This window comes from Haloactinopolyspora alba (assembly GCF_003014555.1).
Taxonomy (GTDB): domain Bacteria; phylum Actinomycetota; class Actinomycetes; order Jiangellales; family Jiangellaceae; genus Haloactinopolyspora; species Haloactinopolyspora alba.
This window is the reverse complement of sequence record NZ_PYGE01000015.1, coordinates 38,130-54,420: the sequence shown is the minus strand read 5'-3', so window position 1 is coordinate 54,420 and position 16,291 is coordinate 38,130. Positions and strand designations below refer to the sequence as shown.

18 protein-coding genes are annotated in these 16,291 nt (G+C 72.3%); 12 read left to right on the top strand and 6 right to left on the bottom strand.

Annotated features, from left to right (window positions below):
• The first annotated feature begins 55 nt into the window (after positions 1 to 55).
• On the top strand, positions 56 to 1,942 hold the full coding sequence (gene ggt, locus CLV30_RS18395) for a gamma-glutamyltransferase (RefSeq protein ID WP_106538692.1): 1,887 nt from the start codon (positions 56 to 58) through the stop codon (positions 1,940 to 1,942).
• Here the strand turns inward: ggt and CLV30_RS18390 are convergent.
• Both CLV30_RS18390 and CLV30_RS18385 read right to left on the bottom strand, forming a co-directional pair.
• Entirely contained in the window at positions 1,935 to 2,240 is a 306-nt protein-coding gene (locus CLV30_RS18390; protein WP_106538691.1) for an AzlD domain-containing protein, read from the bottom strand. The genes ggt and CLV30_RS18390 overlap by 8 nt on opposite strands.
• Entirely contained in the window at positions 2,237 to 2,947 is a 711-nt protein-coding gene (locus tag CLV30_RS18385; RefSeq protein WP_106538690.1) for an AzlC family ABC transporter permease, read from the bottom strand. Before CLV30_RS18385 ends, CLV30_RS18390 begins: the two co-directional genes overlap by 4 nt.
• 64 nt (positions 2,948 to 3,011) lie before the next feature.
• Here CLV30_RS18385 and CLV30_RS18380 point away from each other — a divergent pair, with 64 nt between their 5' ends.
• Positions 3,012 to 3,593, top strand: a complete 582-nt coding sequence (locus CLV30_RS18380) for an ASCH domain-containing protein (RefSeq protein ID WP_106538769.1) — start codon at positions 3,012 to 3,014, stop codon at positions 3,591 to 3,593.
• A gap of 3 nt (positions 3,594 to 3,596) precedes the next feature.
• Here the strand turns inward: CLV30_RS18380 and CLV30_RS18375 are convergent, their stop codons facing one another.
• From CLV30_RS18375 to CLV30_RS18365, 3 genes are read right to left on the bottom strand one after another with little or no spacing between them, the layout of a single operon-like run.
• Positions 3,597 to 4,226, bottom strand: coding sequence for a DUF2461 domain-containing protein (locus CLV30_RS18375; protein WP_106538689.1), 630 nt, complete (start codon positions 4,224 to 4,226; stop codon positions 3,597 to 3,599).
• Positions 4,223 to 4,783 carry a GNAT family N-acetyltransferase gene (locus CLV30_RS18370; RefSeq protein ID WP_106538768.1) on the bottom strand — a complete coding sequence of 187 codons (561 nt, stop codon included), beginning with the start codon at positions 4,781 to 4,783 and terminating at the stop codon, positions 4,223 to 4,225. The genes CLV30_RS18375 and CLV30_RS18370 overlap by 4 nt, the downstream gene beginning before the upstream one ends.
• A 21-nt stretch (positions 4,784 to 4,804) precedes the next feature.
• Positions 4,805 to 6,001 carry a nitric oxide synthase oxygenase gene (locus CLV30_RS18365; protein ID WP_205740603.1) on the bottom strand — a complete coding sequence of 399 codons (1,197 nt, stop codon included), beginning with the start codon at positions 5,999 to 6,001 and terminating at the stop codon, positions 4,805 to 4,807.
• Between the two features lie 202 nt (positions 6,002 to 6,203).
• On the opposite strand from CLV30_RS18365, the gene paaA reads away from it, so the two are divergent.
• The 10 genes from paaA (at position 6,204) to CLV30_RS18315 (ending at position 14,990) form a co-directional block, all read left to right on the top strand.
• Positions 6,204 to 7,172: a 1,2-phenylacetyl-CoA epoxidase subunit PaaA gene (paaA, locus tag CLV30_RS18360; RefSeq protein WP_106538687.1), complete on the top strand. Its 969-nt coding sequence runs from the start codon at positions 6,204 to 6,206 to the stop codon at positions 7,170 to 7,172.
• Positions 7,169 to 7,453, top strand: a complete 285-nt coding sequence (paaB, locus tag CLV30_RS18355) for a 1,2-phenylacetyl-CoA epoxidase subunit PaaB (protein ID WP_106538686.1) — start codon at positions 7,169 to 7,171, stop codon at positions 7,451 to 7,453. Before paaA ends, paaB begins: the two co-directional genes overlap by 4 nt.
• 89 nt (positions 7,454 to 7,542) lie before the next feature.
• Entirely contained in the window at positions 7,543 to 8,289 is a 747-nt protein-coding gene (gene paaC / locus CLV30_RS18350) for a 1,2-phenylacetyl-CoA epoxidase subunit PaaC (protein ID WP_106538685.1), read from the top strand.
• The gene (gene paaD, locus CLV30_RS18345) at positions 8,283 to 8,822 is read left to right on the top strand and encodes a 1,2-phenylacetyl-CoA epoxidase subunit PaaD (RefSeq protein WP_205740602.1); all 540 of its coding nucleotides are present in this window, start codon (positions 8,283 to 8,285) and stop codon (positions 8,820 to 8,822) included. The genes paaC and paaD overlap by 7 nt, the downstream gene beginning before the upstream one ends.
• Positions 8,823 to 8,824: 2 nt before the next feature.
• A complete protein-coding gene (gene paaE, locus CLV30_RS18340) occupies positions 8,825 to 9,916 on the top strand; it encodes a 1,2-phenylacetyl-CoA epoxidase subunit PaaE (RefSeq protein WP_106538766.1) in 1,092 nt (363 codons plus the stop codon).
• A gap of 157 nt (positions 9,917 to 10,073) precedes the next feature.
• Positions 10,074 to 10,469, top strand: a complete 396-nt coding sequence (locus CLV30_RS18335) for a hypothetical protein (protein ID WP_129710909.1) — start codon at positions 10,074 to 10,076, stop codon at positions 10,467 to 10,469.
• Positions 10,470 to 10,550: 81 nt separating this feature from the next.
• Positions 10,551 to 11,186 (top strand): HAD-IA family hydrolase, encoded by a 636-nt coding sequence (locus tag CLV30_RS18330; protein WP_106538765.1) that lies wholly within the window; start codon positions 10,551 to 10,553, stop codon positions 11,184 to 11,186.
• A gap of 13 nt (positions 11,187 to 11,199) precedes the next feature.
• A complete protein-coding gene (locus CLV30_RS18325) occupies positions 11,200 to 12,342 on the top strand; it encodes a PrsW family intramembrane metalloprotease (RefSeq protein ID WP_106538683.1) in 1,143 nt (380 codons plus the stop codon).
• 30 nt (positions 12,343 to 12,372) lie between these two features.
• Positions 12,373 to 13,305: a 4-hydroxy-tetrahydrodipicolinate synthase gene (dapA, locus tag CLV30_RS18320; protein ID WP_106538682.1), complete on the top strand. Its 933-nt coding sequence runs from the start codon at positions 12,373 to 12,375 to the stop codon at positions 13,303 to 13,305.
• A complete protein-coding gene (locus CLV30_RS18315; protein ID WP_106538681.1) occupies positions 13,302 to 14,990 on the top strand; it encodes a ribonuclease J in 1,689 nt (562 codons plus the stop codon). The genes dapA and CLV30_RS18315 overlap by 4 nt, the downstream gene beginning before the upstream one ends.
• Positions 14,991 to 15,251: 261 nt before the next feature.
• On the opposite strand, the gene ligD is transcribed toward CLV30_RS18315, so the two are convergent.
• Positions 15,252 to 16,265 carry a non-homologous end-joining DNA ligase gene (gene ligD, locus CLV30_RS26620; protein ID WP_106538680.1) on the bottom strand — a complete coding sequence of 338 codons (1,014 nt, stop codon included), beginning with the start codon at positions 16,263 to 16,265 and terminating at the stop codon, positions 15,252 to 15,254.
• Positions 16,266 to 16,291 lie beyond the last annotated feature (26 nt).

Sequence of the window (16,291 nt, the reverse complement as noted above, 5' to 3'; positions counted from 1 at the left end):
GTAGGGGAACGCGGCGGGTTGTGCGGTGACGCATCGGTGGAGGAGTGGTGTGCGGATGAGCGGACGGTTCTCTCGGTCGGCGGCAGTGTTCGGCACGGTCGCGGTCGTGGCGGCGACGTTGCAGGGTTCGGCGCAGGCGGACGGGCCGGACGAGTCGGCGCCTGCCGCGCCCGGTGCCGGCGAGCGGGCGGGCCATCCGCCGCAATTCCCGCCGGGCCGGCCCGCCCCGCCGAAACAGCCGGTCGCGACCGGGTTCGGAGGGGCTGTGGCGACGGTGGACGCCGACGCCACGGCCGCGGGCATGCGGGCGTTGCGCCGCGGCGGCACGGCCACCGACGCTGCCGTGGCGGCCGCGGCCGCGCTGGGGGTCACCGAGCCGTTCTCGTCCGGCATCGGCGGCGGCGGGTTCTACGTGCACTACGACGCGGGCACGGGCGAGGTCTCGACGCTCGACGGCCGCGAGACCGCGCCGGCCGCCGCGACCGAGGAACTGTTCATCGATGCGGAGACCGGCGAGCCGTTGCCGTTCCAGCAGGCGCGGGTCAGCGGCCTGTCCGTCGGCACGCCGGGCACGCTGCAGACCTGGCAGGAGGCACTGGACCGGTGGGGGCGGCGGTCGCTGGCCGACGCGCTGAGCCCGGCGACCCGGCTGGCCGCGCGCGGGTTCGTCGTCGACGAGACGTTCCGCTCCCAGGTGGCCGGAAACGCGGAGCTGTTCGCCGACTTCCCGGCGTCCGCGGAGCTGTTCCTGCCGGACGGCGCGCCTCCGGAGGTCGGTTCCCGGCTGCGTAACCGCGACCTCGCGGCGACCTACCGGCTGATCGCGCGGCACGGGACGGACGCGTTCTACGGCGGCGAGATCGGCGCGGACGTCGCGGCCACGGTGCAGGACCCGCCGGTGGCCGACGATGCGGACCGCGACGTCCGGCCCGGCTCGATGACCGTCGACGACCTCGCCGGCTACGAGGTCGTCGAGCGCGAGCCGACGACGGTCGAGTACGACGGCCTGCAGGTGTTCGGCATGGGCCCGCCCTCGTCCGGCGGCAGCACCGTCGGTGAGGCGCTGAACATCCTCGAGACGGCCGACCCGGGACCCGACGACACCACCGCGGCCCTGCATCACTATCTCGAGGCCAGCGCGCTGGCCTTCGCGGACCGTAACCGCTACGTGGGCGACCCGGACGTCGTCGACGTGCCGCTCGACGAGCTGCTGTCGCAGGGGTTCGCGGACGAACGCGCGTGCGAGATCGCCCCGGCGGCCGCGGCGGACAAGCCGGTCGCACCGGGTGTTCCGGACGGCGAATACACCGGCGGCGACAGCTGCGGCCCGGAGGCCGGCGCGGGCGCCGTCGCGCACGAGGGGATGTCGACGACACACCTCACCACCGCCGACCGGTGGGGCAACGTCGTCGCCTACACGCTGACCATCGAGCAGACCGGCGGCAGCGGTATCGCGGTGCCGGGACGCGGGTTCCTGCTGAACAACGAGCTGACCGACTTCAACTTCGCACCGAGTCAGGGCGACGCGCCCGACCCGAACCTGCCCGGACCGGGCAAGCGGCCGCGCTCGTCGATCTCGCCGACGATCGTGCTCGACGACGGTGAGCCGTTCCTGGCGCTCGGCACCCCGGGCGGCTCGACGATCATCACGACGGTGCTGCAGACGCTGGTCAACCGGATAGATCTCGGCATGGACCTGCCGGAGGCGCTCGCGGCGCCGCGAGCCTCACAACGCAACACGCCGTCGGTCACCGCGGAGCCGGAGTTCGTCGAGTCGCGGAGCGGCGAGCAGCTGCGCTCGCTGGGCCACAGCTTCACGACGACGCCCGAGATCGGCGCGTTGACCGGGCTGGAGTTCCTGCGCGGCGGACGGATCCAGGCCGTCGCCGAGCCCGAGCGGCGTGGAGGCGGCAGCGCGGCGGTCCTGTTCCCCGTCAGGTGAGCGCGCGCAGCACGGCCGTGGTGGCCGCCGCGACCAGGATCACCACCAGGAACGACTGTCGCGCCACCAGCGCCACCACGGCCGCGCCGACGCCCGCCAGCAGCGCGAAGTCCACGGCCAGCCGGCCACCGGCGTCGAACAGCCCCGTCGCGACCAGCGCGGCGAGCATCGCCACCGGCAGGAACATCGCGATCCGCTGTACCGCCGGGCGTTCCAGCAGGGACGCGGGCACCGAGACACCGGCGAGCTTCAGCAGGTAACAGCCGACCGCGGCGGCGAGCACGGCGAGCCAGATCACGGTGCCTCCTCGGTGCGCCGGCGCGGCAGCAGCCCGGCGACCACCGCGACCGGCGCCGTGGCCAGGACCGGAAGGCCGGCCGGGACGAGCGGAACGAGCGCGGTGGCGATGAGCGCCCCGGCCGCGGCGACCCAGCGCGCGGCCGGCACGCGCAGCCGCGGCCACAGCAGTGCCAGGAACGCCGCCGGCGCCATCGCGTCGAGGCCGAGGGCACCGACGTCCCCGATACGGGAGCTGGCCAGGGCGCCCGCCGCCGTGCCGGTGTTCCAGAACGTGAAGAGCAGGACGCCGGTGGTCCAGAACGCGTAGCGCTGTGCCTCGGGATCCTCTCGGGCGACGGCCATGGCCGTCGTCTCGTCGATGACCAGATGCGCGGCGACCGGACGACGGAGTCCGCGCAGGCCCTCCCGGCCCAGGATGCGCGCCATCGGCACTCCGTAGAAGGCGTTGCGGACGCCGAGCAGCAACGCGGTCGGGATCGCCGCCAGCCCCGCACCGCCGCCACCGATGACGCCGACCAGCGCGAACTGGGAGGCGCCGCTGAACATCACCACGCTCAGCACCACGGTCTGCGCGACACTCAGGCCGGAGGCGATCGAGACCGCGCCGAACGAGGCGCCGAATGCGCCGGCGTAGGCGGCGATGCCCAGCGCGTCGCGTCGGATCGCCTTGTGCGTGTCCGGACTCACCGCGCTGACAGTAGTCATCGGCGCCGTGACTGTGAACCGTGTCCGGTGGGCGGACGGCGAGGGGCGCGATACGGTTCAGCGCGTGCTGTTCGAGAAGAGGTTCTGGTCCGGCATCGCCGACGGCACGGTGACCGTGACGTTCCGCCGGTGGAAGCGTCCGCAGGCCGTCGCCGGGCGTTCGTACCGCACCGCGGCGGGCATCATCGACGTGCACGCCGTGAGCCTGGTCGAACCACGGTCCATCACCGACGACGACGCACGCGCCGCGGGCTACCCGGACGCGGCGTCACTCGTGAGCGACCTGCGCGGTGAACCCGGCGAGCTCGTCCACCGCGTCGAGTTCTCGCCCGCCGACCGGCCGGACCCGCGCGCCGCGCTGGCCGCGGACGCCGAGCTGGACGGGGACGACGTCGCGGCGATCACCCGCCGGCTCGACCGCTTGGACCGGGCGTCGTCGTGGGGCCCGTGGACCCGGCCCACGCTGGAGCTGATCGCCGCCAACCCGGCGCGGCGTGCCGGCGACCTCGCCGGGATGGCCGGACGCGAACGCGACCCGTTCAAGCTGGACGTCCGCAAGCTGAAGAACCTCGGCCTGACCGAGAGCCTCGACGTCGGCTACCGGCTGTCCCCGCGCGGCCGCGCCTACCTCGACGCAACCCGCTGACCGCTACGTCGCCTCCGCCGGGCCGACGTGGTCGTCGAGCCACTGCTGCAGCGGCGCGAGATCGCGCCAGCGGGCGGCGATCTGCTCGACGGCTTCGGCGGTGTGCAGCCATGGCGGCGCGCCGAGGTCGGTGTGCCCGACGAGGGACCGGTACCGCAGCAGGTCGATGCGCGGGTGGTCGGCAGGGTAGTCGCGCGGACGCGTCTTCAGGGCGTCGCCGTCGACGACGTAGTCGCTGCCGCGCAGGTCCGCGACCCGGCGGGTGAGGTCGGTGCCGGAGTACTCGACGTCGACGGCGTTGCGGTACCGCGCGACCTGGTCGGGGGACATGCGGTAGTAGCCGACGGCGACGAACAGCCCGGCGGCGCTGATGTGCAGGTAGTGCGGGCCGACGGTGACGCCCTGCTGCGTCTTGTACGGCGACTTGTCCTTGGCGAAGCGCACGTCGCGGTGCGGCCGGAAGAAGTGGACCGCGCCGAACTCCGGAGCGAGCGCGTCGGCCAGGGCGCGGACGGGCCCGCGGACCGAGTTCTCGTACACGCTCTTGTTGCGGGTCCAGAACGACTTCGTGTTGTCGACCTCGAGGTCCTCGTAGAAGTCGAGCGCCTCGACCGGGATGCCGGTGAACGTCACGACGCGTCCTCGGCCAGGTCGGTGTGCAGGCGCACCTGCCGCACCGTGTGCTCGCCGTCGCCGGTGAGGTCCAGCGTCCGGTGCGCGGAGTCCGGGCCCCACCCGGCCGGCTCGAGGAAGCCACGCAGGGCGTCCTCGCCGACGAAGAGCCAGATCCGGCCGCGGGTGAACCCGTCGGCGCGCAGGGTGTCGGCGACGGCGGAGATCAGCCGTGAGCCGTGCCCCTCGCCGAGCTCGTCGGGATCGATGTGGAACGCGACGACCTCACCGTCGGTCGGCTGTGCGTCCGGGTCGTCGGACGGCGCCGTCGCGGCGAAACCCACGACGCGTCCGGCGTCCAGCGCGACGAGCACCCGGTGCTGCGCGGTGGGCGGGCGGATGACGGCCTGGCTCCACGCGGCCGCGAACTGCTCGCTGTCGACCTCGTCGAGCAGTTCCTTCGGCAGGAGTTCCTGGTAGGAGTGCTGCCACGCGCGTGCCTGCACCCGGCCGACGGCATCGGTATCGGCCGCCCAGGCGAGACGGACACTCTTGTCGGCGACGGGCTGTTCGGACACGTCGCCCACCCTACGTTGCGCTCATGCCGTGCCACCGGCGTGGTGTGGGCAGCCGCCGGCGCTGTCGGCCTCACCGGCCTCGCCGGACGGCGGGCTCCAGTCGCCGGCAGGCAGGAACCCGGGCAGCTGCACCGACTCGTCGTAGTAGTGGTGATACACCGGCAACGAGGCGCCGGACATCGGCGGGACCACCCAGGACCACTCGGCGTGCGCGACTCGCCCGGCGCGCTCCTCCTTGTCGACGAAGGCCATGAACATCCGGGACTCGTTGTGGTGGTCGGCGACCTTCACACCGGCCCGGTCGAACGAGTGCAACACCGCGCGGTTGATCTCGACGAGCGCGCGGTCCTTCCACAGCGACCGGTCGTCGTCGACGTCGAGGCCGAGACGGCGACCGACCTCGGGCAGCATGGCGTAGCGGTCCGGGTCGACCAGGTTGCGCGAGCCGATCTCGCTGCCCAGGTACCAGCCGTTGAACGGTGCCGTCGGGTAGGTGACGCCGCCGATGCGCAGCGGCATCGACGAGATGGCCGGTACCGCGTGCCACTTCAGCTCGAGGTCGGCGAACCAGGGCAGCTCCGGATGGGTCAGCTCGACCTCGAGCACCGCGTCGGCGGGAACCTCGGCGAGCGTGACGCCCTCCTCGGGTGTCTCGACGACGAGGGGGAGCACGTCGAAGTCGGTGCCCTTGCCGGCCCAGCCGAGGCTCTCGACCCAGCGCGTGAACTCGGCCTGCGCCGGGTCGCCGACGACGGAGTCGCTGCCCTGGTAGCCGGCGTAGCGGATGAGCTGGTCGTTGCGCAGCCGCGGTGCCTGCCGCCCGGGGCGGTCGGGAGCGAAGACGGTGATCACCGGGCGGATGCGGCCGTCGTTCGTGGCCGCGTGCAGGTGATCGACGCACTCGGCGGCGACGTCGTCGGCGCGGGTGACGTGCCGGCGGTCGCGGACCACCAGGCTGCGCCAGTAGAGGCGGCCGATGCAGCGGTTCGCGTTGCGCCAGGCGAGCCGGGCGCCGAACTCGAGCTCCTCGGTGGTGTGCGTGAAGATGCCGCGCTGGCCGAACTCGACCAGCGCCTGGCTGAAGCGTTCCTCGGCGTCCGGTGCGGACATGTTCTCGGCTGCGTGCTGGTGGAAGAAGGCTTCGGCCTCGCCGAGGTCGACGGAATGGATGGGGGTGTGCGACAGGCCCCGGTGCAGGTGTTTCGCATCGGACGGCAATGCGGCTCCTCGAGACTTCGGGCGGCGACGACGCGGCACGAACATGCCGAGGCAGCCGTGACGCACCGTGACGGATGATCTCAGACAGTGCCGGCTGAAATCCCCGGTTCGCGTCGATTGGGGGCGAATCACCCGAGCTCGATGTTACAGAGCACTGCACATGTGCTGGACAGCTGTCACATGTTCGGCCTAGCCTGGCGGTATGGCGGCCAGTGACGAGCGGGACGACGCGTTTCACGCGATCATCGACGCCGACGGGCGCATCGAGCCACGCGACGACATGCCGGACGCCTACCGGCGCTCGCTGGTGCGGCAGATGGCCCAGCACGCGCACTCGGAGATCATCGGCATGCAGCCCGAGGGCAACTGGATCAGCCGCGCACCGAGCCTGCGTCGCAAGGCGATCCTGCTGGCCAAGGTGCAGGACGAGGCCGGCCACGGGCTCTACCTCTACGCGGCCGCCGAGACGCTCGGCGTCTCCCGCGACGAGCTGCTCGAACGGCTGCACTCGGGCAAGCAGAAGTACTCCTCCATCTTCAACTATCCGACGCTGACGTGGGCCGACATCGGCGCCATCGGCTGGCTCGTGGACGGCGCGGCCATCACCAACCAGGTGCCGCTGACCCGGTGCTCGTACGGGCCGTACGCGCGTGCCATGGTGCGCATCTGCAAGGAGGAGTCGTTCCACCAACGGCAGGGGTTCGAGGCGCTGCTCGCGCTGACCCGGGGGACGGCGGCACAGCGCGCGATGGCCCAGGACGCCCTCGACCGGTGGTGGTACCCCAGCCTGGCGATGTTCGGGCCGCCGGACACGCCGTCGCAGGAACGCACCGCGACACACACCGAGCAGTCCATGCGCTGGGGCATCAAGCGGTTCACCAACGACGAGCTGCGCCAGAAGTTCGTCGACATGACGGCGCCGCAGGCCGACGTGCTCGGGCTGCGGATACCCGACGACGAGCTGCGCTGGAACGACGAGCGCGGGCACTACGACTTCAGCGATCCGGACTTCGACGAGCTGTTCCGGGTCATCAGCGGCGACGGGCCTTGCAACGAGCAGCGCATGGCGCACCGGGTGTCGGCGCACGCCGACGGTGCGTGGGTGCGCGAGGCCGCCTCCGCGTACGCGGCGAAACACGCGACCGCTCAGCAGGAGCAGGTGCCGGCATGAGCGACGAGTGGCCGCTGTGGGAGGTGTTCGTGCGCGCCCGGCGCGGGCTTTCGCACGTCCACGTCGGCAGCCTGCACGCGCCGGACGCGGTGATGGCGGTCCGCAACGCCCGCGACGTCTACACCCGCCGCGGCGAGGGCGTGTCGATCTGGGTCGTCCCGTCGGCGGCGGTCACCGCGAGCAGTCCGGACGAGAAGGACGCGTTCTTCGACCCGGCCGCCGACAAGGTCTACCGGCATCCGACGTTCTACGAGGTTCCGGCCGAGGCGAAGCACCTGTGAGCGGCGACACGACGAGCGAGCGGAGCGGCTGGCGGAGCGCAGCGGAGCCGTCCGTGGAGCGAGTGAGGAGTGGAGCGCGACCAGGGGATGTGAGCGGGCTGGTCGAGTACACGCTGCGGCTGGGCGACGACGCGCTGATCCTGTCGCAGCGGCTGGGCGAGTGGATCACCCGTGCCCCGCAGCTCGAGGAGGACGTCGCGCTGGCGAACATCGCGCTGGACCTGCTGGGCCAGGCACGTTCGCTGCTGACCTACGCGGGTGAGGCCGAGGGTGCCGGCCGCGACGAGGACGCGCTGGCGTACTGGCGCGACGAGCGCGACTTCCGCAACGTGCTGCTGGTCGAGCGGCCCAACGGTGACTTCGCCGAGACGATGGCCCGTCAGCTGTGGTTCACCTCGTACCAGTACGAGCTCTACGACCGGCTGCGCGCGAGCGCGGACCCGACACTGGCCGCCGTCGCCGCGAAAGCGGTCAAGGAGGTCGCCTACCACCGCGATCACGCCGCGCAGTGGGTGCTGCGGCTCGGCGACGGCACCGACGAGAGCCGGCGGCGGATGCAGGGTGGTCTCGCCGCGGTGGCGCCGTACGTCGACGAGCTCTTCGACCCCGACGGCGTCACCGGCGGTCTCGGGGCCGTCGCCGTGGACCCGGCCGCACTGCGCGAGCCGAGCGAGCGCCACGTCGACGGGGTCCTCGACCGGGCCGGCCTCGAGCGGCCGCCCGAACCCGCGCACGTCGCGCGCGGCGGCCGCCGCGGCCTGCACACCGAGGTCATGGGGTACCTGCTGGCGGAGATGCAGCACCTGCATCGGTCGCACGAGGGGGCCTCGTGGTGACGCGCGGGACGACGACGGCGACGGCCGGCACGACGCGGACCGCCGAGGAACGGGCGCGCCGGGTGGCCGCCGACGTGCCCGACCCCGAGCTGCCGATGCTCACCATCGACGACCTCGGCATCCTGCGTGAGGTCCACGTCGACGGGTCCGGGCACGTCGACGTCGACATCACGCCGACCTACTCGGGCTGCCCCGCCCTCGAAGCGATCCGGGCCGACGTGCTGACCCGGCTGGACGAGCACGGCATGCCCGACGCCACGGTGCACGTGGTGCTGTCTCCACCGTGGACCACCGACCGGATCAGCGCGGACGGCATCGAGAAGCTGCGCCGGCACGGCATCGCCCCGCCGGGCCCGGCCGGCGGCGCGCACGGCGACGGCCGGGCGCCCGTGCCGCTGGCGCTCACGGTCCGCTGCCCACGGTGCGGCTCACCCGACACCCGCGAGCTGGCGCGGTTCGGCTCCACGGCGTGCAAGGCGCTGTGGGTCTGCGGCGACTGCGCGGAGCCGTTCGACCACCTGAAGGCGCTGTGAGCGTGCGCACGGCCGCGGCGCCGGCGCGCCGGCACTCGGTGTTCCACCGGTTGCGCGTCGGCGCCGTCGAGCGGCTCACCGACGACGCCGTGGCCGTCACCTTCGACGTCCCGCCGGAACTGGCCGGCGAGTACGAGTTCGCGGCGGGCCAGCACGTCAACATCGAGATGCCGGACGGCGACGGCGCCCGGCGCAGCTACTCGATCTGCTCGCCGGCAGGCAGCGGCCGGCTGCGCATCGCCGTGAAGCGGATCCCCGGCGGGCGGTTCTCCGCACACGCGCTGTCCGACCTGGCGCCGGGCGACGAGCTGGACGTCATGACGCCGGCTGGGCGGTTCACGCCCGCGTTCGACCCGGCCAGGCGCCGCCACTACGCGGCCGTGGTCGCCGGTAGCGGCATCACGCCGGTCATGTCGATCGCGGCGACGGCGCTCGAGGCCGAGCCCGAAAGCCGGGTGAGCGTGATCTACGGCAACCGGACGACGTCGTCGACGATGTTCCTCGACGAGCTCGCCGACCTGAAGGACCGCCACCCGCGGCGGCTGCACCTGGTGCACGTGCACTCCCGCGAGCCCGGCACGACCGACCTGCTGTCGGGCCGGCTGGACGCGCCGCGGCTGCGGCGGTTGCTGGACACGCTCGTTCCCGGCGACACGGTGGACGAGTGGTACCTGTGCGGGCCGTACGCGATGATCGAGGGCGCTCGCGAGGTGCTCGCCGAGCGTGGTGTCGACCGTGCCCACGTGCACAGCGAGCTGTACCACGTCGGCGACCCGCCTCCTGCGCCACCGGCGGAGGAGTGTGCGGCGGCGCAGGTCAGCGAGATCGTCGCCGTCCTGGACGGGCGCCGGTCGGAGATCGTCCTCGACGACCCGGACGTGCCGGTTCTCGAGGCCGTGCTGCAGGTGCGCAACGACGCACCGTTCGCCTGCCGCGGCGGCGTGTGCGGCACCTGCCGGGCGAAGGTGCTGGAAGGCGCGGTGACCATGGAGCGCAACTACGCGCTCGAGGACGACGAGCTCGCGGCCGGATACGTCCTCACCTGCCAGTCGCACCCGACGACGCCGACGCTGCACGTCGACTACGACGCGTGATCTTTATGAGGTGGCGGTGGTGGGGCTCATGTCCTCGCCCGCGGCACGCTCGTTCCTCTCGCCGTCGAAGACCGCGGACCAGACCCTCGAAGTGATCGATGACCTGACGGTAGCGGCACACATTCCAGCGCATCCGACGGAGGTACACTGACCGGCCATGCGGCGCGCAGTGCGTAGCGGAGATGCATCCGCTGAAGCGCACTGGAACGCTGGTGCGCTGCAGCGAGCGCTGCTGTGGGTCGCCACGGTGACTAGCGTTGGCGTAACCCTGGCACTTGCGGCGGTATCCCTTCGAGTCGGTGAACTTTGCACGCGCCTCCTGATCACGTTCGAGACCACCGAGGACTACAACCACGCGCACATGGAGCGGACTTCGTCCACGGGAATGTGCGTGCTTCGGTCGGACAACGGCCAGGAACTGGCGGTCAACTACGGTCCCGGCTACGCTCTGCTGCCGCTCATCCTTGCTGCCATCACGACGCTGGTCCTCGCGATCATCCTGTGTGCCCCGAGTATCAGCAGGATACGAAGGTCCGTCCGCGGCAGGCCCTGACCGCCACTTCTCCGGGTCGTGGGCGAGGGCGGGACCTCATCGCCCACGCCACCACATCGTATGGTCGAGGGCGTGACGACGATGACTGCTGAGGCACTGCTGCTCGACCTCGACGGCACGCTTGTCGACTCCAGCGAGTCGATCACGCGGAGCTGGCTGCGCTGGACGGAGGAGTTCCGGGTCGACCCGGCGCTGCTGGCGGAGGCGCACGGCCGGACGTCGGCGGCGATCGTGGCCGACCTCGTGCCGGCCGACCGGGTCGCCGAGGCCCTCGCGCGTATCGACGAACTGGAGGTCGATGACGCCGGTACGGTCCGCGCGATGGGCGGCGTCCCCGACTGGCTCGCCGCGCTGCCGTCGGCCGCGTGGGCGATCGTGACGTCCGGGCACGCACGCCTGGCGCGGGCGCGTATCGCCGCGTCCGGGGTGCCGAGCCCGGGCGTGCTCGTGACCGCTGACGACATCGCCCACGGCAAGCCGCATCCGGAGCCGTTCCTGCTCGGAGCCGCCCGGCTGGGTGTCGAGCCGGAACGGTGCGTCGTCCTGGAGGACGCGCCGAGCGGCATCGCCGCCGCCCGGGCGGCCGGTATGGGCGTGGTCGCGGTGACGTCGAACTATCCCGCCGCGAAGCTCGACGCCGACCTGCACGTGTCGTCGCCGTCACAGCTGCGCGTCGACGGCGCGGGGCCGTTGCGCCTGAGCCTCCCGGCCACCTGACCCGACCGGAACCATGACGGCGGGGGAGCGGTCCGAGCCGGACACCGGCACGCCGGAACTCGTGCGGCACCGGCCGTGGAGCCGGCAGCAGCGCAGCCGGGTGCTGTGGCCCGTCGTCGGGCTCGTGGTCGCCGCTTCGTGCGCGCTGGTCGTGGTCGGCCTCGGTGCCGGTGACCTGTCCGACGGTGCGGTCGCCACGGCGACCGTGCTGGCCCTGGTGCCGGTCGTGCTGGTGGTGGGCGCGTTCCTGTGGCTGGACCGGTGGGAGCCGGAGCCGGGACGGACGTTGATCGCGGCGTTCCTGTGGGGTGCGGGCGGCGCGACGCTCGGAGCGGTGACCGTCAACTCCGTGGTCGCCGTCGCCTACGGTGACGTCACCTCGTCGGTCGTGTCCGCACCGCTCAGCGAGGAGGCGTTCAAGGGCGCGTTCCTGGTGGCCATGCTGGTGTGGCGCCGCCGCGAGCTCGACGGCGCCGTGGACGGGATCGTGTACGCGGGCCTGGTCGCGGCCGGTTTCGCGTTCGTCGAGAACATCCTCTACCTCGCCCGGGCGTTCGACGCCGACGCGGCCGACGGGTACGCCGTGTTCGTGGTGCGCGGCCTGATGTCCCCGTTCGCGCATCCGCTGTTCACGGTGTTCATCGGGGTGGCCGTCGGCATGGCCGCGAGACGGCGGAGACGGGCGCGCCGGCTGTTGCCGCTGCTGGGCTACCTGCTCGCGGTCGGGCTGCACGCGCTGTGGAACGCGTCGGCGTTGTGGGACGACGGCGCCGACTTCTTCCTGGTCTACGTGGTGTTCATGGTGCCGGTCTTCGCGGCGATGCTCGGCCTGGCGCTGTGGCAGCGCCGGCGCGAACGGCGTACCGTCGCCGCACAGCTGGGCGGGCTGGTCGCCGCCGGATGGGTTCCCTGGTACGAGGCGGATCTGCTGTCGACGCTGCGCAGCCGGCGCCGCTGGGTCCGGTCGGCACGTGCGGGCCACGGCCGCCGAGCCGCGCGGGCGGTCCGGGCGTACCAGGTGGCCGTCACCGAGCTCGCGTTCGTTACCGCCCGGATCGAGCACGGCGCGGCCGGGCCACACGCGGCGCTCTGGCGCGCCGAGGTGCTGGCGTCGGTGTCCGAGACACGGGCCGCGGCCGCGGCGGCGACGTCGTAGTCACAGGATGCGCCACGATACCCTTGCCCCATGCCCGACGAGCTGTTCACCATTGCCGCCGCGACCACCGGGGCGCCGGCGTCGGCGCCGTTCGGCCGCGCGCTCACGGCGATGGTCACGCCGCTGACCGACGACGCCGGACTCGACCTGAAGGCGACGGCGGCGCTCGCGGAGAAGCTCGTCGACGACGGATGCGACGGCATCGTCGTCAGCGGCACCACGGGCGAGAGCCCGACCACCTCCGACGTCGAGAAGGACGCGGTGCTGCGCACCGTCCTCGAGGCGGTCGGTACGCGCGCGCACGTCGTCGCCGGCGTCGGCACGTACGACACCCGCCACACCAGCGAGCTGGCCCAAGCCGCCGAGAAAGCGGGTGCGCACGGGCTGCTGGTCGTCACGCCGTACTACAGCAAGCCGCCGCAGGAGGGCCTGTACCAGCACTTCGTCGCGGTCGCCACGGCCACCGACCTGCCGATCATGCTCTACGACATCCCCGCCCGTACCGGCGTGCCCATCGCGACCGATACGATGCTGCGGTTGGCCGAGCACGAGCGGATCGTGGCGGTCAAGGACGCGAAAGGTGACGTGTTCGCGTCGTCGGAGGTCATGTCCCGGACCGGGCTCGCCTACTACTGCGGCGACGACGCGTTGAACCTCGCTCTGCTGACCCACGGTGCCGTCGGGTTCGTCAGCGTCGTCGCGCACGCCGCGGCGCGCGAGTACGCCGAGATGATCCGGGCCGTCGACTCCGGCGACCTGCCTCGGGCACTGCGCCTGCACCGTCGCCTGATCCCCGCCGTGCGCGGCATCATGACCCGAACCCAAGGAGCCATCATGGCCAAGGCCGCCATCCAGCTGCGCGGTGTCACCGACAACCGCACCGTGCGCTCGCCACTGGTGCCCGCCACCGACGAGCAGGTCGCGTTGCTGCGCGCCGACCTCGCCGAGGCGGGCCTGGTATGAGCCACCCGCACCCAGAGCTCACCGCACCTCCCGAGCTCGACGACGACACCCTGCGGGTGGTGCCGCTGGGCGGTCTCGGCGAGGTCGGACGGAACATGACCGTCTACGAGTACGCGGGGCGGCTGCTGATCGTCGACTGCGGTGTGCTGTTCCCCGAGGACCATCAGCCCGGCGTCGACCTGATCCTGCCGGACTTCGAGTACATCCGGGACCGGCTGGACGACGTCGAGGCCATCGTGCTCACGCACGGGCACGAGGACCACATCGGCGGCGTGCCGTTCCTGCTGCGCGAGAAGCCGGACATCCCGGTCGTGGGGTCGCGGCTGACGCTCGCGATCGTCGAGGCGAAGCTGCGCGAGCACCGCCTCGACGCGTATCAGCTGCAGGTCCGTGAGGGGGAGCGTGAGACGTTCGGCCCGTTCGACGTCGAGTTCCTCGCCGTCAACCACTCCATCCCGGACGGGCTGGCGCTCGCCCTGCGCAGCCCGGCGGGGGTGGTGCTGCACACCGGTGACTTCAAGATGGACCAGCTGCCCCTGGACGGGCGGCTGACCGACCTGAACGGGTTCGCCCGCCTCGGTGACGCCGGCGTCGACCTGTTCATGGTCGACTCCACCAACGCGGAGGTGCCGGGGTTCACTCCGCACGAGCGCGACATCGCCACGGTGCTCGAGGGGATCTTCGCGCGGGCGCCGCGCCGGGTCGTGGTCGCGTCGTTCGCCAGCCACGTCCACCGCGTCCAGCAGGTCCTCGACGTGGCCGTCGCGCACGGGCGCAAGGTCGCCTTCGTCGGCCGGTCGATGGTGCGCAACATGGGCATCGCGCGCGACCTCGGCTACCTCGACGTGCCCGGCGGAACCCTGGTCGACCTCAAGAGCATCGACGACCTCCCGCCGGAGAACGTCGTCCTGATGTCCACGGGCTCACAGGGCGAGCCGATGGCGGCGCTGTCGCGCATCGCGAACCGCGACCATCCGGCGATCCGGGTCGAGGAGGGCGACGTCGTGGTGCTCGCGTCGTCGCTGATCCCGGGGAACGAGAACGCCGTGTCCCGCGTCATCAACGGCCTCACCCGCGAGGGCGCCACCGTGGTGCACAAGGGCAACGCCGAGGTGCACACCTCCGGGCACGCCGCCGCCGGCGAGCTCCTGTACGCGTACAACCTGGTCAAGCCGCGCAACGTGATGCCGATCCACGGCGAGACCCGGCACCTGTACGCCAACGCCCAGGTCGCGGTGAGGTCCGGCGTGCCGCGCGAGCGGGTGGCGCTGGCCGAGGACGGCGTCGTGGTCGACCTCGCGGACGGCCGGGCCGAGATCGTCGGCGCCGTGCCCTGCGGCTACGTGTACGTCGACGGCTCCAACGTGGGCGGTGTGGCCGAGGCGTCGCTGAAGGACCGGCGGATCCTCGGCGAAGAGGGCTTCATCTCGGTGGTGGTCGTGGTCGACTCGGTGACCGGCAAGGTCACCGGCGGCCCCGAGATCCACGCCCGCGGGTTCGCGGAGGACGACAGTGTGTTCGACGAGATCCGGCCGGAGCTGGTGACCGCGGTCGAACAGGCTGCCGAGAGCGGCACGTCCGACTCGTATCAGCTGCAGCAGACGCTGCGACGCACCATCGGCCGGTGGGTCGGAGGCCGGCTGAAGCGCCGGCCGATGATCATCCCGGTGGTCGTGGAGTCCTGACCGGGCTCGGTCTGTCGGTGCGGTTCACCTGATCACCATTTCGTCACCTGATCATCAGCGCGACGGCGATCAGGTGACGCCGGAGCACGAGGGACGTGGCACGTCGGCACCTGATCATGTCTGCATCGTGGACGGCGGATGATCAGGTGACGCTCGGTGCTTCCCGCCGGTCGTCGTGTCACCTGATCGTCACGCGCCCAGGGATGCGACGGACGCGCCCAGGGATGCGACGGACGCGTCCAGGGATGCGACGGATCGGCGTCACGTCGTCTCGGTCTCTGCCACTGCCTCTGGCTCTGCCTCGGCCTCAGCCTCTGCTTCGGCGGCGCGGCGGGCGCGGGCGCGTCGTTTGCCCTCGTGCATCGCCTGCACCCGTGCGACCGGGATGGCGTGTCCCTCCTCGACCAGGTCGGAGCCGAGCCGCTGCGGCGCGGGCATCCGCTCGGCCCACGGGTCCTCGTCACCGAGCCGTGCGAGCGCGGTGCGCAGCGTGAACTCCGCCGGGTCGACGTCGTCGAGGTCGTCCCAGGCCACCGGGAACGACACCGGTGTGCCGGGACGCGCCCGAGGGCTGTAGGCCGCGACGACGGTGGCGCCGCCGGCGCGGGTGGAGTCGAGGAAGACCTTGTCCGCGCGGTCGGCGCGGATGAACGCCGTGGTGGCGACGGCAGGGTCGATGCGCTCGGCCCGGGCCGCGAGCGCGCGGGTCGCGGCGGCGACGTCGTCGGCGGGCACATCCGGTTCGAGCGGCACGAACACGTGCACGCCCTTCGCGCCGCTGGTCTTGACGGCACCGTCGAGGCCGGCGGCGGCCAGCGCCTGCCGGACCAGCCGTGCGGCCCGCACGACCTGGCCGAACGCGTCGGGACGCGGCGGATCGAGATCCAGCACGAGATGGGTCGGGTACTGCCAGCCGTCGGCGCGGACCAGCGTGGGGTGGTACTCCACGGCGCGCTGGTTGGCGAACCACAGCAGCGTGCGTCGGTCGTCGCACAACGGATAGGCGACCTCGCGCTTGGACGTCTCCGCCCACAGCCGCACGGTCGGGATCCACGACGGCGCGTACTTCGGCAGGTTCTTCTGCATGAACGGCTGCTGCCCGCGCAACACCCGCTGCACCGTCAGCGGCCGCCCGCGCAGCTCGGCGAGCATCCGCTCGTGCAGCGCGTCCAGGTAGTCGACGAGGTCGCGCTTGGTGGCCTCGGCCCCGTCGAACAGCGGCTGGTCGAGGTTGGTGAGCCGCACACCGTCGCGTTCGTCGTCCCCGCCGCTCATCGCCGTGTCTCCGTCCGTCGCGGGCA